We start from the raw sequence: 15,264 nt of genomic DNA, 5'->3' as shown, positions 1-15,264 counted from the left end.
ACGGAGATAACTTCTAATGCAAGAGATGTTAGAGCAGCTACTAACTCCACGTTTAGTAGACATTAAAACAGTTAGCGGATTTAACAGCCGTGTAACTCTTGAGCCTTTAGAGCGTGGTTTTGGGCATACTCTAGGGAATGCTTTAAGAAGAATCTTATTGTCTTCGATGCCGGGTGCTGCGATTGTAGAAGTTCAAATCGACGGTGTTCTTCACGAGTATTCCGCTATTGAGGGTGTTCGTGAAGATGTCTTGGAGATTTTATTGAATCTCAAGGAAGTAGCCGTTAAATTGAATGAAACTTCTCAAGCTGAATTAAGCCTTTCCAAAAAAGGACCTGCAGTTGTTACGGCGGCGGATATACAGTTGAATCATGACTGCGAAATCATGAACCCCGACCTGGTGATTGCACATCTCAGTGAAGGCGCCGAACTTTCATTAAAGTTAAAGGTTGAAAAAGGCATTGGCTATCGATCGGCTGTGCAATCCAGTGACACTGACTCTTCCAGTATCGGTGTTCTTAAACTGGATGCCAGTTTCAGTCCGGTTAAAACAGTCAGCTACGAAGTTCAGAATGCGCGTGTTGAGCAGCGTACGGATTTGGATAAGTTGATCTTAAACGTTGCCACAGATGGAACCTTGGATCCTGAAGAGGCCATTAAACAGGCCGCGACGGTTCTACATTATCAATTGGTGGCGTTTGTCGATCTGAAACACAAAGAAATTGTGGTTCAGGAAGAAGAAGAGAACGAGTTTGATCCGATTTTCCTCCAGCCTGTTGATGATCTAGAGTTAACGGTACGTTCAGCGAATTGTTTAAAGGCCGAGCAGATTTATTACATCGGCGATTTGGTTCAACGCGCTGAGTCAAGCTTATTGAAAACGCCTAACCTGGGCAAAAAATCCCTGCAGGAAATCAAAGATGTCCTAGCGCAAAGAGGACTGGGGCTGGGAACTAAACTTGAAAACTGGCCGCCTTCGAGCCTAGTCAGTAAAGAGTCAGCATAATTAAAGGAAACAACCATGCGTCATCGTAAAAGTGGTCGTAAATTAAATCGTAATAGCTCACATCGCAAGGCGATGTTTCGTAATATGTCAGCATCATTGATCGAACATGAAATGATTAAGACAACTGTAGCTAAAGCGAAAGAACTGCGTGGTGTTGCCGAGCCTCTTATTACATTGGCAAAGCAAGACAGCGTGCATAACCGACGTGTTGCTTTTTCACGCTTGCGTGATAAAGCGGCCGTTGGAAAGCTTTTTTCAGAATTAGGGCCTCGTTATGAGTCTCGTCCTGGAGGGTACATCCGTATCCTTAAGTGCGGTTATCGCCCAGGGGACAATGCGCCTATGGCGTATGTTGAGTTAGTAGATCGCCCAGAAGGCGTTGATACTGACGCTTCTGAAGAATAAGTTATGAGCCAGCGTCACGCTGGCTTTTTTATGTACTGCTGTTTCGACACTCACTGCCATCTTGCGGACCCCGTTTTTACCCAAGCCGTGTTGGACGAATTCTTCGCCAGCTTATCGAATTCCGAACAGTCTTTTTATTTTCTAGCGGTTTCAACCAGCCTTCAAGACAGTCATCTTACTCATCGCTTATCACAACGCTACGACCGTGTGCTCGCGTCTGCAGGGATTCATCCTTGGTTCGTTTCTTCCGATTTTGAATCGCAGCTTGCCGCTATGGAAGATTTTGTTGTTCAGCATGCAGCATCGCTGGCAGCTTTGGGTGAAATTGGCCTGGATGCTATGCCTGGCCGACCCAACCAGGCCTGGCAGAAAATCGTTTTTGAGCATCAATTACGATTGGCAGAGGCGCATTCATTGCCCGTGTCTATTCATTGCTTAAAAGCCTATAATCCCATGCTGAAGTTTTTACGAGCCTATAATGTCACTGGCGTTATGCATGGATTTTCGGGTGGTGCGCAAATGGCTCGGGATTTTATAGAGGCTGGTTTTACGATTGGTGTGAATTCAGTGCTTTTGAATCAGAATGCGTGTCGTTATCATGCGATGGTTCAGGCGGTTGGTCTAGAGCATTTAGTGCTGGAGTCGGACGCCCCCTTTTCACAAAATTTTTCGATGTCCCAGCCCTTTGCGAGTCTTGCGCTTCTATCTAAAAAAGTATCCGAATTACTGGGTGTCACACAGGATGAAGTTTTGGATAAAACCTGTCAGAATGCAAAAGCTATTTTTTTGAAGGAATGAAATGGAAGCCCTTTTTGAACGAAGTCGATTAGTGTTCAGCGAGTCGGGTATTGAAGCGTTACAATCCAGTCATGTCGTCATTGCCGGCGTCGGTGGCGTGGGGGGCTTTGTTGCCGAAGCGCTTGCTCGTGGTGGGGTAGGTGCCATCACGCTTGTGGATCACGATGTGGTATCCCCGTCGAACTTGAATCGTCAAATTATCGCCTTGCAATCCACCCTGGGACAAGAAAAAGTGCATGTCATGAAGCAGCGGATTTTGGACATTAATCCTCAGTGCCAAGTCACCGCAGTCAATCGTTTTCTGACACCGGATGCAATGGCTGAATTTTTGCAACAGGGGTTTGATTTTGTCGTGGATGCCATCGACAGCTTAAACTGTAAAGTGTCGCTCGTCGCCTCAGCGCATCAGTTGGGTGTCCCCGTCGTTTCTTCTATGGGGGCGGGGCGGCGGGTGGATCCTTCTAAAGTGTGCGTGGCGGATATTTCACAGACGCACACTTGCGGGTTGGCGCGTAATATGCGCCAGCGTCTTCGAAAGCTCGGGATTCCAAAGGGAATTCCGGTGGTGTTTTCAACGGAGCTGCCGCAGCCTCCGGGACCCATGGAAGAAATCGACGGTGCGCGAGGTCGTGTAGTGAATGGAACTGCGAGTTATATGCCTGGCGTGTTCGGCTTGATGCTGGCAGGCCTGGTGATTCAGGCTTTAACGGCGGCTGCGGATGCTTAGCAGAAGACGGTGTTCAGCGGTAGGAGCTTTGTCTGCTTGTCGGCGGGGCTTTAAGCCGTCAGCTGAGCCAGTTTAATACAGCAGCTGATAGACCCCAGACCGATTGACTTGGTTGCCAGCGCGTCGAATCAAGCCTTCTTTCTCAAACGCTTGGATTCTGTTTTTTAATATTGGTGTCGATTCTTCAGCCCCCATCCCAGCCTTGATGTCGTTATCGTACAAGAGTTTCAATAAAATATAGTCCAGCCCGGTCAGCAGATCCAATCGACTTTGGTCGTTTGCGATACTTGGGGCGACCCAGTCCGAATCGTTTGGAAGCCCCATTACTTGTGTGAGCTCTTCCACCACGCAAGCTGGGAGGATGCCGCGGCTCATGGCGTGATCGACGGGAATAATCACCATTGCTTGCAGGATTTCATTATTCCGGTTATGCCGGATCGTTCCCATGCAGTGGCTTTCCGTGCCTAGATTTTTGACATCGGTTGACGTGTAACGGTTAATGGTTTCTTGATAAAACGCATCTCGAGTGAAAATGATGTTTAAGTTGCTGTCTTGCGCTTCTTGGCTTTGTATAATGGGATGCTGTGTGATCTCGGCCAAGTGTTTTAGGTGTGTTTCGCTTAACTGTTTAACGACATCGTTTTCAGGCAGCTTGTAAAAAACATAGCGGTAGCGAATCGGTTTTTCCCATTTCATAATGCGCTCATCGGTTTGGCGATACTCGTTTTTCAGAGCAATCTCTTGAAAAGCCTTCAAAATATAGTCTGGCGATTGCCAGTCATGTGTCAGTTGTGGTGCGAAAGCCGATGCTGTCAAGCTGGTTAGGATTACAATGACAACTTGGGTGATTCGTTGACGCCAGTGCATAGTCGTGTCCTTTGAAGCGATTTACGAATGAATGATATTTATTTCTTTGGGATTTCTTTGGGAGCCTCGGATTTTGTCAGAGGTTTAACCATTTTTTTAAATAATAACCTGTGTAGGATGTCGGGTGCTCGGCGATGGTTTCCGGTGTGCCAGTAGCAATAATTTCACCGCCTCCCGAGCCGCCCTCAGGGCCAAGATCGACAATCCAGTCCGCTGTTTTGATGACATCCAGATTGTGCTCGATAATGACAATGGTATTGCCTTGGTCGCGCAGATTACGAATCACCTTGAGCAACAACTCAATATCGTGAAAGTGCAGTCCGGTCGTCGGTTCATCCAAAATGTACAAAGTGTTGCCCGTGTCCCGTTTTGAAAGCTCCTTGGCCAGCTTGACCCGCTGGGCTTCGCCGCCCGAAAGCGTAGTGGCGCTTTGTCCCAGTCGAATATAGCCCAGCCCGACTTCCATCAGCATCTGCAGTTTCCGGGCAATGACCGGGATGGGGTCAAAGAAAGCGCGCGCATCTTCAACGGTCATTTCGAGGATGTCGTGAATGTTTTTACCTTTGTACTGCACCTGCAGGGTTTCACGATTGTAACGTGCGCCTTGACACACATCGCAGGCCACATAGACATCCGGCAAAAAATGCATCTCCACTTTGATAACGCCATCGCCCTGACAAGCTTCACAGCGCCCCCCTTTGACATTGAAGCTGAAGCGCCCTGGCGTGTAACCTCGGGTGCGGGCTTCGGGCGTGGCGGCTAAGAGTTCGCGGATTGGCGTAAACAAACCGGTGTAAGTGGCCGGGTTGGAGCGGGGGGTTCGACCGATCGGGCTTTGGTCAATATTCACGACCTTATCAAAATGCGCCAGGCCTGTCACTTTTTCATAGGGTGCCGGTTCCAGCGACGCCTTGTTTAAATGGTTGGCCGCAATTTTATAGAGGGTTTCGTTAATCAGGGTGGACTTTCCGGAGCCGGATACGCCGGTGACGCAGGTCAGCAGTCCGGCCGGAATTTCCAGGTCTACCCCTTTCAGATTGTGGCCACTGGCACCGGTGATCCTCAGCGCTCGGTTTTTCGGTTTCGCGAGTCGTTTTTCCGGTATGGCGATGGCGCGCGCACCGGTCAGGTATTGCCCCGTGAGCGAAGCTTTGCTGGCCATAATGTCTTCCGGCGTGCCTTGCGCCATAATACGCCCACCGTGAATCCCGGCACCGGGTCCAATGTCCAGCACGTAATCGGCCGCGCGAATGGCGTCTTCATCGTGTTCGACAACGATGACGGTGTTGCCCAAATCTCGCAAGTGGTTCAAGGTATTGAGTAGGCGGTCATTATCACGTTGGTGCAATCCAATGGAGGGTTCGTCCAGCACATACATCACCCCGACTAAGCCAGCGCCAATTTGGCTGGCCAAGCGAATACGCTGGGCTTCGCCACCGGAAAGGGTGTCGGCACTGCGATCCAAGGTTAAGTAGTTTAAACCGACATTGACTAGAAACGATAAACGATCACGTACTTCCTTAATGATTTTCTCAGCAATTTGTCCTTTGGTGCCTTCCAGCGTCAACTGGCTGAAAAACGTGTAGAGTTGGCCGATGGGTTGTTCCGTGAGTTCTGGCAGCGACCGGTTCGCCACAAAAACATGGCGTGCGGCTTCATTAAGGCGTGCCCCATGGCAGCTGCTGCAAAGGTGGGAGACGCGAAACCGATCCAGTTCATCCCGCACCGCCTTGCTGTCGGTTTCGGCAAAGCGGCGTTCCATATTGGGGATCACGCCTTCGAAGCGACGCGTGTCGGCGTAGCGACCGTGGGGTAAAGGCAGTTTTTCCTTGCCCGAGCCATACAGAATAATGTCTTGGTGTTTTTTCGAGAGCGTCAGCCAAGGGGCTTCCATGTCGAAACCATAATGGTCGGCCACGGCTCTGAGGATGTCGTAATAATATTTATGCCGTCTGTCCCAGCCGCGAATGGCGCCGCCAGCGAGGCTGAGATCCGGGTGCATGACCACACGTGCCGGATCGAAAGCCTGTTTGACGCCAAGGCCATCACAGACAGGGCAGGCGCCGTGCGGATTATTGAATGAAAAAATGCGGGGTTCCAACTCCGGTACCGCATAACCGCAGTGTGGGCAGGAAAAGCGTTCCGAAAACAGCAGTTGAAAGTCATCCGCTTCATCCATCGGCAAGACCTGGGCAATGCCGTCGGCCAGATGAAGTGCGGTTTCGAACGATTCCGCCAGACGCTGTTTGATGTCTGGGCGGATTTTGAAACGGTCCACCACCACCTCAATGTCGTGTTTGTATTTTTTATCCAGCGCAATGCCACCATCCAATTCCAACAGTTTGCCGTCGATGCGGGCGCGCACATAGCCTTGCGCCTGTAATTCATCCAGCAAGTTTTGATGACTGCCTTTTTTGCCGCGTACAATCGGTGCCACCAGCAGGCATTTGGTGCCTTCCGGCAACGTCAAAGTGTGATCCACCATTTGACTGACGGTTTGCGCCACCAGATCGCACTGATGCGTCGGACAACGTGGGGTGCCAGTGCGTGCATAAAGTAACCGCAGGTAATCGTAAATTTCGGTGACGGTGCCAACGGTTGAGCGCGGGTTATGCGACGTGGATTTTTGTTCAATGGATATCGCCGGAGACAAACCTTCGATGTGATCAATATCCGGTTTGTCCATAACGGATAGAAATTGGCGCGCATAGGCGGACAGTGACTCCACATACCGGCGTTGACCTTCGGCGTAGATGGTGTCGAAGGCCAGTGACGATTTGCCGGAGCCTGACAGCCCTGTAATGACGATGAGTTTGTCACGTGGGAGCGCCACATCAATGTTTTTCAGATTGTGGGTGCGCGCACCGCGAACAATGATTTCTTCCAGCATTTGAACCTTCCGTCAGACGTTATAGTGAACGCGCACATTCTTTCCTCTTGAGAAGCCTTAGGTAAAGCACTCTGTGCACCGTTGAAGTGCCAAGATTATAGCAAACCCATTTGTGTCGGGTGGCGTCTGATGCGGTGGTGTCGTCAAAAATCTGGGTTGGGTAACACCAGCACACCGGAAACCGTGATGCGAATCTCGGTTTGCCCCGCTTCCAGAACCGGCGCGGCGGCTTCGGCTTTCACGGCGGACATCATCATGCGTGTTTGCGGCAATCTCGCGCCTGGGGATGAGTCCTGAATTTGGGTTTCGGTCAGGCGAAAGGTTTTTTCTCCGAAAGCGTGTGCAATGCGAGCGGCTTTGTCCCGATACGATTGAATGGCCGTTTGCAAAAGTTGCGCGCCGACTTCGGCCTGTCGTTCAGTCGAAACGCTGAAATCGAGACGATTGAAATTTAAATCGTCTTGAAGCTCGGCCAGCCGTTTTGCCAGGCCTGGCGGATTCCGGCTTACAATCGTTAAGGCTTGTTGCCCGCGCCAAGCCTTGATTTTCTGGTCAGAGTCGTACACAGGAGTAATGCGGTAGTCGCCGGTTTCGATGGTGGAGCCTTTTGGAAGGCCGCTATTGGCCAAGCGTTGACGAGCCTGTTGCATTTTTCGGTTGATGGCCTGTCCGACATCTTTGGGATCTGCGGCCTGGGCTTCGGCTAGAAATCGTGCTGTGACTTGGTCGTTGATGACTTGTTGAGAAACCGTTTCACTAAACGAAATACGGTTGAATTCAGGGTGGATGTCATTTGCCCAGGCCTGGTAAAAAGGCAACATCAAGGCAAACGCCAACAGTGGCGATAAGAGTGAGAGAAGGTGTTTCAAGGGTCGGCTCCTTTTTACGCTGAAAGGAAGTTGCTATAATGGCGGTGTTTTTTCCGCAATCCCGCGGAACCGATCGGCACCACGAAACCTTGACAGGATACCATAAAATGTCTGAATTCAGTCGCAGCATGACCCCGACGGAGCGGCGTGCCGCTTTTTCCATCGCTGGAATTTTCTCCACCCGAATGCTCGGCCTATTCATGATTTTTCCGGTGTTTGCGTTATTTGCACAAGAAGAATTCGCGGATGTGACGGCCACGCAGATTGGTATTGCCATTGGTATTTACGGTTTGACGCAGGCTTTCTTGCAAATTCCGTACGGAATGTTGTCCGATCGTTTTGGGCGCAAACCCTTGATTATTGTCGGGATGCTGGTGTTTATGCTGGGGTCGATTATCTGTGCACTGGCAGAGTCGATTGAAATGATGATTGTCGGCCGCGCCATTCAGGGCATGGGCGCGGTGGCGGCCGTGTTGATGGCCAGCGTCGCCGATCTGGTGTCGGAACAATTTCGCTTGCGTGCCATGTCGATTGTCGGCCTGACCATTGGCTTTTCATTTACCGCTTCCCTGGTGGTCGGCCCCATGTTAGGTGAGTTGTTCGGGGTGCGCGGTATTTTCTGGGTGATTGCAGGCCTGGGCGTTTTGGGGATAATGTTGGTTCTGTTTGCGGTGCCCAAAATCGAGCAGCAAAGCTTTCAGCGCGAGGCCGAAGCTGATCCCAGTCAGTTTAAAGACGTTCTTAAAAACCCGCAGTTGCTGCGTTTGGATATTGGCGTTTTTGTGCTGCATGCCATCTTAACGGCCATGTTTATCGTGGTGCCTTTTTTGATCCGTGACACCGCAGGACTTGACTCAATGCACCATTGGGAGTTGTATCTGCCGGTCATGTTGCTGTCGTTTGTGCTGATGGTGCCATTTATTATTCAAGCGGAATCGAAGGGGCGGATGAAGCCCATTTTTGTGGGCGCGATTCTCACCATTTCCCTAATGCAATTGGCCTTGCTGTATGGTGCCAGCGGTTTCTGGTCGGTTTTTTTGATTTTGATGGTGTTTTTCACCGCCTTCAATTTGCTGGAAGCCAGTTTGCCTTCTTTGGTTGTGAAGTTGTCGCCAGCGGATAAAAAAGGCACCGCCAGCGGCGTTTATTCCAGCAGTCAGTTTTTCGGGGCGGCGTTTGGCGGCGCTTTGGGGGGCTGGCTGTATCAAACGTTCGGATTGGAAGGCTTGTTTGGCTTCACCGCCGCCATCGGTTTTCTATGGTTTTTATTGGCGGCGACCATGGTCAAACCGATGCCCTTGAGCATCGCCTCTGTTCCCATCACAGCCAAGCTTGAAGACGCAGAACTGCCAGGCCTGGTTGAAAAGCTTTTGACGTATGACGGCGTAAACGAAGTGGTGTTCCGTCTGGATGAACAGCGCGTTTACTTTAAAGTGGATCGTCAGAAAGTGGACGAGGCGGGGCTGATCGAATACTTGGAAAAAGGCTTGAGCTAACCTTTTCAAGCGAGGGTTAAAAAGGTATTATTCACCAATTAAGTGTAAATTAATTGTTTGGAGAAAGGTATGGCGCGTGGTGTAAATAAAGTGATTTTGGTTGGCACTTTGGGGCGAGACCCTGAAGTGAAATACGCGGCAAACGGCAATGCCATCGCCAATCTTAACGTGGCCACCTCGGAACAATGGAACGATAAACAAACCGGTCAGAAGCAGGAAAAAACCGAGTGGCACCGAGTGGTGATCTTCGGCAAGCTGGCCGAGATTGCCGGGCAATATTTAACCAAGGGGTCGCAGGTGTACTTAGAAGGCAAACTGCAAACCCGTAAATGGCAAGACCAGAATACCGGGCAGGATCGCTACTCGACGGAAGTGGTGCTGGATCCGTTTAATGGCACCATGCAAATGTTGGGCGGTGGCAACCGACAGGATGCGGGTGCCTATGATGGCGGCTATGGCGCTCAGAACGCACCGCAAATGACCCAGCCGAATGCGCAGCCGAATACAATGGGGCAAGTGCCTCAGCAACAGGCTGCGCAGCCGAATTACGGCCAACAACCAAGCGGTTATGGTAATCAACCTCAAAACAAACCGCCACAGCCCGCACCCGCTTTTAATGACTTTGACGACGATGATGTGCCGTTCTAAAACACACTTGATACCTTTTTGTAAGGTGTGAGGGAAGAACCCGAAGGTCAGTGATTCGGGTTGAATCAGGACGGTTTACGTCCTTTTTTGTTTTTGCGTCAACGTTGAAATTTCACTCAATTCTTTCGTCATTTGGTCGATACCTTGTTTAGAGGTGTTTATTATGACTAAAAACGATATGTCGCCAGCGCTGAAATACTTTTTTAAAAAGTTAGAGCGCAAATCGGAAGAAGTGCGTCAGATTCACCTCTTGGAGGTGGATGAGAAGCATGAAGTGCCTTTTGAGGAGGTGGAGCGTTTTGCGCGTGCCATTATGACGCAAAATATTTTTATCTTTACCGTTGGGGTGAACGGCAAACGTGAATCCACTATTCTCACTAAAGCCATGTTCAGTATCAATAAAGTGGTTCGTTTGTATTACAGCACCAGTTTTGATGAAACGCAGCAGGGGTTTATTCGCTTGCGGCCGGACACGGAACAGCAGTTGATTCTGGTGGAGCGTTTGCATGGCCTGCGCCCGAGACCGGAGTTGCTCTATGCCAGTAAAGATGAATGTCATGTGGTGCGGTTTTTCACCAATTGGTTGTTGCGCCGCATTGATTGGGAAAAAACCAAAATCAACAACTTGGATCTATACAAACGTTTTGTGGATTTGGAGCGTAAAGCGTTGGAAGAGGCGATTGCGGCTGAGGAAGCGGAAAGAGAGCATCACGAATTGCAAAAAACGCTCAGTAAGCATTTTGGCGACAACAGTAAGCACAAAATGCCAACAAAGCTGGTGCAATAGACTCGCGTGGTCGATTAATGGCTGCGGTGCACGGCGAGGTCGGCTAACGCCAGCATGGCTTTCTTGATGGGGGAGTCGGGCAGCACTGAAAGGGCGTATTTGGCTTTTTCCGCTTCGGCTTCGGCCATGGCTTGGGTGTATTGGAGTGCGCCCGAGCCGGCAATGATGTTGGTGACCTCTGTCAGCAACTGGAGCCCATCGGTTTCGATGGCACGCCGTATTAAGGCTTTTTCGTCGTCCGTGCCGTTATCTAAAATGTAGATCAGCGGTAAAGTGGGCTTGCCTTCAGCCAAGTCATCGCCGAGATTTTTGCCCAGGGTATCCGCATCGGCGGTGTAGTCCAGCGCATCGTCTATCAGTTGAAAAGCCGCCCCTAAGTGGCGACCGTAAATGGCAAAAGCGCTTTCAAGTTCCGGTTTATCGGCCAGCACCGGTCCCAGTAAGGTGGCGGCTTCAAACAGCTTGGCGGTTTTACGGTGAATGACTTCCATATAGCGTTCAATGCTGGTGTTGGCATCATGGCAGTTCAGCAGTTGCAACACTTCCCCTTCGGCAATGACATTGGTGGTTTCTGACATGATTTCCATAATGCGCATTCTGCCCGGCTCCACCATCATTTCAAATGAGCGAGAATACAAAAAGTCGCCCACCAAAACGCTGGCGGCATTGCCCCAGACTTCATTGGCGGTCTTGTTGCCGCGACGGGTTTCGGATTCGTCCACAACATCGTCGTGTAACAAAGTAGAGGTGTGAATGAATTCAATCACTGCCGCCATGGTTAAGTGGTCTTGTCCAGCGTAACCGCAGGCTCGGGCGGATAATAAAACCAACAGAGGCCGAAGACGTTTGCCGCCGTTGTTGATGATGTAATGGCCAATTTGATTGATCAGTACGACATCCGAAGCAAGACGCTCCAGGATGAGCTGGTCGGTGGCGAGTATGTCAGGTTCAATGAGTTTTCGAATGTCGGAAAGCGTCATGGGGGTTGGGTTGCATAACCAATATGATTAAAAGAAGCCAAGTTTAGTATGAAATGCACCGGAATCAAAGCCATAAATCCGATTTGGTCGGCATTTGCAGCCTGTTGGGTGGCTTTTGGCTTCCGTTTAATTGGCGGTGGGTAAAATTCTAGCTTAATTGTTTGACCTTAAATATAAAAGACTATATAATCCCGCCTTTGCCGTTTCTGACGGTGTGAATAAACAGAATTTGAATATTATAAGAAACCGGGAGTTTCCATAATGTATGCGGTAATCAAAACCGGTGGTAAGCAATATCGTGTTCGTGAAGGCCAAGTTCTTCGTGTGGAGTCTTTGAATGCAGTCGAAGGCGACAAGGTTGAGTTTGATCAAGTGATGATGGTAGGTGAAGGTGCAGACGTTAAAGTCGGTGCGCCGATTGTTGAAGGGGCTAAGGTAGCGGCCACTGTCACAGCAAACGGTCGTGGAAAAAAAGTATCCATCATCAAGTTCCGTCGTCGCAAGAACAAATCACGTTCCAAGCAAGGCCACCGTCAAAATTATACGGAAGTTGAAATCACAGGTATTTCAGCGTAATTTCGGTGGGTTTTACCGACTGAATGAATCGATTAAAACAATCCGGTTTATTTCTGAGTAGGGAATAAAAGGGTTAACAGGAGATGTCACCATGGCTCATAAAAAGGCTGCAGGTAGTACTAAAAACGGTCGCGATTCCAATGCTAAGCGATTAGGCGTTAAACGTTTTGGTGGTGAGCAGGTTCTAGCGGGAAGCATTATTGTTCGTCAGCGTGGTACGAAATTCCATGCCGGTGATAATGTGGGTCGCGGTAAAGACGATACTTTGTTTGCTAAAGCCACCGGTGAAGTGGCTTTTGTTACCAAAGGCAAGCCACAGCGCACCTATGTAACCATTAAAGCCGACTGATTTCAGTTCACTTCAATGGTTTACAGAAAGCCCCGCGAGTCGGGGCTTTTTTATTTCTCGGTAAAGCGGAACGCCTCGGCTAAAATAGCGAGTGACGGCTGTGCGATAGGTTCAGGTTCAAAGTGCCATCCGGCGCTTTCAGACACTTTAGGAATTCCAATCATGTTATTTGTTGATGAAGCCAATATTCGGGTGATGGCCGGTCGTGGTGGTAATGGCGTGGCCAGTTTTCGCCGTGAAAAATACATTCCATTCGGCGGGCCGAACGGCGGCGATGGCGGCGATGGCGGTAGCGTGTATCTGATTGCCGATCGTAATATTAATACGCTGATTGATTTCCGCTATACCCGAGACTATAAAGCTCAAAATGGCCAGGCCGGCATGGGGCAGCAGAAAACCGGTCGCGCAGGGGAAGATTTGATTGTTCCCGTGCCGGTCGGCACCATTGTGCGCGATCTGGATACTCAGGAAGTGATCGGCGACTTGGTTGAGCACGATCAGGTGTTATTGGTCGCCAAAGGCGGTCGTCACGGTTTGGGTAATGTGCATTTCAAGAGCAGCACCAACCGCACGCCACGCCAGTGCACCCCCGGCGAACCGGGTGATGAGCGTAATTTGTCGCTGGAGCTGTCGGTTTTGGCCGATGTCGGCTTGCTGGGGATGCCCAATGCCGGTAAGTCCAGTCTGATTACCGCCGTTTCTGCGGCACGTCCGAAAGTGGCGGATTATCCTTTCACCACGCTTTACCCGAACTTGGGCGTGGTGCGGGTGTCGCCGGAGTCGAGTTTTGTGATTGCCGATATTCCCGGTTTGATTGAAGGAGCCTCCGAAGGAGCCGGTTTGGGCGTTCAGTTTTTGAAACACTTGTCCCGAACCGGCTTGTTGTTGCATGTGGTCGATATCGCGCCGATTGACGATTCCGATCCGGTTGAGTCGGTGCGCATCATCGAAAAAGAACTGGAAAAGTACAGTGAGGCTTTGGCTGGCAAAGAGCGTTGGTTGGTGTTGAATAAAACCGATCTGCTGCCGGAAGAAGACGCCAGTGAAGTGTGCAATGATATTGTCGAACAATTGGGCTGGCAGGGGCCGGTGTATTCAATATCCGCCGTGAATCGAACCGGAACCGAAGCCTTAATGAAAGAGATTGCCTACGGCTTGGAGCAAAACCGTTTGAAAGCCTTGGAAGAAGCCGGCGAAGAGTCATAAAAGATGGTCACACGTTCAAACATTCACACAAAATCGCGTCGCTGGGTGGTAAAAATCGGCAGTGCTTTGCTCACCAATGACGGTAAAGGGCTGAATCGCGATGCCTTGGCGAATTGGGTGGCGCAGATGGTGCAGCTGAAACAGCAAGGCATCGAATTGGTGATCGTGTCCTCCGGGGCGGTTGCGGAAGGCATGCAACGTTTGGGCTGGACGAAACGTCCATCCGAAATTAATGAGTTGCAGGCCGCCGCCGCCGTCGGGCAGATGGGGTTGGTGCAGGCTTATGAATCCGAGTTTGCGAAAAATGGCATCCGCACCGCGCAGATTCTGATGACGCACGATGATCTGTCGAATCGCGCCCGCTATCTCAATGCGTCCAATACCATTCAAACGCTTTTGGAGCATCAGGTGGTGCCGATTATCAATGAAAACGATACCGTCGTGACGGATGAAATTCGTTTTGGCGATAACGATACCTTGGCCGCCTTGACCGCGAATCTGGTGTCGGCGGATGTGTTGGTGATTTTGACCGACCAAAACGGTTTGTATAACGATAATCCGCGCACCAATCCGAGCGCCACGCTGATTTGCGAAGCCGAAGTCAGTCGAAAAGACATTGAAGCCATGGCCAGCCCGGAAGGCGGAAGCCTCGGCAAAGGCGGGATGTACACTAAGGTGATGGCGGCCAAGCGCGCCGCGCGTTCCGGTACCGCCACCTTTATTGCCTCTGGTCGCGAAGACAATATCCTACCGCGCCTGCACGCCGGAGAAAACCTCGGTACCTTGTTGATTCCCGATTTGGAACCTTTGACCGCACGTAAACGCTGGCTGGCGGGGCATCTTCAGGCCAAAGGGCAGTTGGTGCTGGACGACGGCGCGGTAGCCGCCCTGCAATCCTCCGGTAAAAGTCTGTTGCCGGTTGGCGTTAAAGCCATTCAGGGCGCGTTTCAGCGCGGCGAAATGGTGATTTGCGTTAATGAAAAGAACCAGGAAGTCGCGCGCGGCCTGGTCAATTATCCCTATTATGAAGCCGAAAAAATCATCGGCCATCCTTCCGTTGAAATCACCGAGCGACTCGGCTATTCGGAAGGTGAGTTTTTGATTCACTGCGATAATCTCGTTCTGGCGGATTAGCCGCTACTTAAACTGAGTCGAAATATCACTTCTCACAAAACGCCCAGGCCTGGGCGTTTTGGTTTTTTCCGATTTTTTCCATTTTGTTCCTTGAAAAAAAATGAACCGCCACCATAAGGCTTGACAGTGACGGATCAATTTATAAAATAATTAGCACTCTCGATGGTAGAGTGCTAATTTTGAGCTTTTTAGTAATCTAATACCATTCATTATCAAATAGTTAGGAGAATCCTATGAAAATTAAACCATTGCATGACCGTGTGGTCGTTCGTCAAGTTGAAGAGCAGAAAGAATCCGCAGGTGGCATTTTGTTGCCCGGTTCGGCTCAGGAAAAAGAAAACAGAGGCGAAGTGGTCGCGGTTGGGCCTGGTAAAGCGGCGGATAATGGTTCCATTATTCCGATGACAGTCAAAGTCGGCGATACCGTTATGTTCGGTCAATACTCCGGGCAGGAAGTCAAAGACGAAGACGGTCAGGCGCTGAAAGTCATGCGTGAAGACGACATTATTGCAATTGTTGAGTAATT

General features: G+C 50.3%; 16 protein-coding genes. 12 read left to right on the top strand and 4 right to left on the bottom strand.

Annotated features, from left to right (window positions below):
• The first annotated feature begins 16 nt into the window (after positions 1 to 16).
• The 4 genes from ACP5D0_RS02270 to ACP5D0_RS02255 are packed head-to-tail and all read left to right on the top strand — an operon-like array spanning position 17 to position 2,936.
• The gene (locus ACP5D0_RS02270; RefSeq protein ID WP_472363939.1) at positions 17 to 1,006 is read left to right on the top strand and encodes a DNA-directed RNA polymerase subunit alpha; all 990 of its coding nucleotides are present in this window, start codon (positions 17 to 19) and stop codon (positions 1,004 to 1,006) included.
• A gap of 15 nt (positions 1,007 to 1,021) precedes the next feature.
• Positions 1,022 to 1,411: a 50S ribosomal protein L17 gene (gene rplQ / locus ACP5D0_RS02265; RefSeq protein WP_472363938.1), complete on the top strand. Its 390-nt coding sequence runs from the start codon at positions 1,022 to 1,024 to the stop codon at positions 1,409 to 1,411.
• A 3-nt stretch (positions 1,412 to 1,414) separates the two neighbouring features.
• The gene (locus ACP5D0_RS02260) at positions 1,415 to 2,209 is read left to right on the top strand and encodes a TatD family hydrolase (RefSeq protein ID WP_472363937.1); all 795 of its coding nucleotides are present in this window, start codon (positions 1,415 to 1,417) and stop codon (positions 2,207 to 2,209) included.
• 1 nt (position 2,210) lies between these two features.
• Positions 2,211 to 2,936 (top strand): tRNA threonylcarbamoyladenosine dehydratase, encoded by a 726-nt coding sequence (locus ACP5D0_RS02255; RefSeq protein ID WP_472363936.1) that lies wholly within the window; start codon positions 2,211 to 2,213, stop codon positions 2,934 to 2,936.
• A gap of 72 nt (positions 2,937 to 3,008) precedes the next feature.
• On the opposite strand, the gene ACP5D0_RS02250 is transcribed toward ACP5D0_RS02255, so the two are convergent.
• The 3 genes from ACP5D0_RS02250 to ACP5D0_RS02240 form a co-directional block, all read right to left on the bottom strand.
• Entirely contained in the window at positions 3,009 to 3,803 is a 795-nt protein-coding gene (locus ACP5D0_RS02250) for a DUF2927 domain-containing protein (protein ID WP_472363935.1), read from the bottom strand.
• 76 nt (positions 3,804 to 3,879) lie between these two features.
• Entirely contained in the window at positions 3,880 to 6,693 is a 2,814-nt protein-coding gene (gene uvrA / locus ACP5D0_RS02245) for an excinuclease ABC subunit UvrA (RefSeq protein WP_472363934.1), read from the bottom strand.
• Between the two features lie 143 nt (positions 6,694 to 6,836).
• Positions 6,837 to 7,562, bottom strand: a complete 726-nt coding sequence (locus ACP5D0_RS02240; protein WP_472363932.1) for an SIMPL domain-containing protein — start codon at positions 7,560 to 7,562, stop codon at positions 6,837 to 6,839.
• Between the two features lie 107 nt (positions 7,563 to 7,669).
• Between ACP5D0_RS02240 and ACP5D0_RS02235 the strand changes: the two genes are divergently transcribed.
• The 3 genes from ACP5D0_RS02235 to ACP5D0_RS02225 all read left to right on the top strand — a co-directional run bounded on the left by ACP5D0_RS02235 (position 7,670) and on the right by ACP5D0_RS02225 (position 10,493).
• Positions 7,670 to 9,058, top strand: coding sequence for an MFS transporter (locus tag ACP5D0_RS02235; RefSeq protein ID WP_472363931.1), 1,389 nt, complete (start codon positions 7,670 to 7,672; stop codon positions 9,056 to 9,058).
• A 69-nt stretch (positions 9,059 to 9,127) separates the two neighbouring features.
• Positions 9,128 to 9,706: a single-stranded DNA-binding protein gene (ssb, locus tag ACP5D0_RS02230; protein ID WP_472363930.1), complete on the top strand. Its 579-nt coding sequence runs from the start codon at positions 9,128 to 9,130 to the stop codon at positions 9,704 to 9,706.
• Positions 9,707 to 9,869: 163 nt separating this feature from the next.
• On the top strand, positions 9,870 to 10,493 hold the full coding sequence (locus ACP5D0_RS02225; RefSeq protein WP_472363929.1) for a hypothetical protein: 624 nt from the start codon (positions 9,870 to 9,872) through the stop codon (positions 10,491 to 10,493).
• Positions 10,494 to 10,507: 14 nt separating this feature from the next.
• Here ACP5D0_RS02225 and ispB read toward each other — a convergent pair whose 3' ends face one another.
• A complete protein-coding gene (gene ispB / locus ACP5D0_RS02220; protein WP_472363928.1) occupies positions 10,508 to 11,473 on the bottom strand; it encodes an octaprenyl diphosphate synthase in 966 nt (321 codons plus the stop codon).
• Positions 11,474 to 11,734: 261 nt separating this feature from the next.
• Between ispB and rplU the strand changes: the two genes are divergently transcribed.
• From rplU to ACP5D0_RS02195, 5 genes are all read left to right on the top strand, one after another.
• Positions 11,735 to 12,049, top strand: coding sequence for a 50S ribosomal protein L21 (gene rplU / locus ACP5D0_RS02215; protein ID WP_472363927.1), 315 nt, complete (start codon positions 11,735 to 11,737; stop codon positions 12,047 to 12,049).
• Positions 12,050 to 12,140: 91 nt separating this feature from the next.
• Positions 12,141 to 12,398: a 50S ribosomal protein L27 gene (gene rpmA, locus ACP5D0_RS02210; protein WP_472363926.1), complete on the top strand. Its 258-nt coding sequence runs from the start codon at positions 12,141 to 12,143 to the stop codon at positions 12,396 to 12,398.
• 162 nt (positions 12,399 to 12,560) lie between these two features.
• Positions 12,561 to 13,604, top strand: coding sequence for an Obg family GTPase CgtA (gene cgtA / locus ACP5D0_RS02205; protein ID WP_472363925.1), 1,044 nt, complete (start codon positions 12,561 to 12,563; stop codon positions 13,602 to 13,604).
• Between the two features lie 3 nt (positions 13,605 to 13,607).
• The gene (gene proB, locus ACP5D0_RS02200; protein WP_472363923.1) at positions 13,608 to 14,738 is read left to right on the top strand and encodes a glutamate 5-kinase; all 1,131 of its coding nucleotides are present in this window, start codon (positions 13,608 to 13,610) and stop codon (positions 14,736 to 14,738) included.
• A 233-nt stretch (positions 14,739 to 14,971) separates the two neighbouring features.
• Entirely contained in the window at positions 14,972 to 15,262 is a 291-nt protein-coding gene (locus ACP5D0_RS02195) for a co-chaperone GroES (protein WP_472363921.1), read from the top strand.
• Positions 15,263 to 15,264: the final 2 nt, after the last annotated feature.

Origin of the sequence: Hydrogenovibrio sp. (genome assembly GCF_049975065.1) — a bacterium.
In the GTDB taxonomy this organism is placed as follows: domain Bacteria; phylum Pseudomonadota; class Gammaproteobacteria; order Thiomicrospirales; family Thiomicrospiraceae; genus Hydrogenovibrio.
The sequence above is the reverse complement of the archived record's forward strand: the minus strand, read 5'-3'. Positions and strand labels throughout refer to the sequence as shown.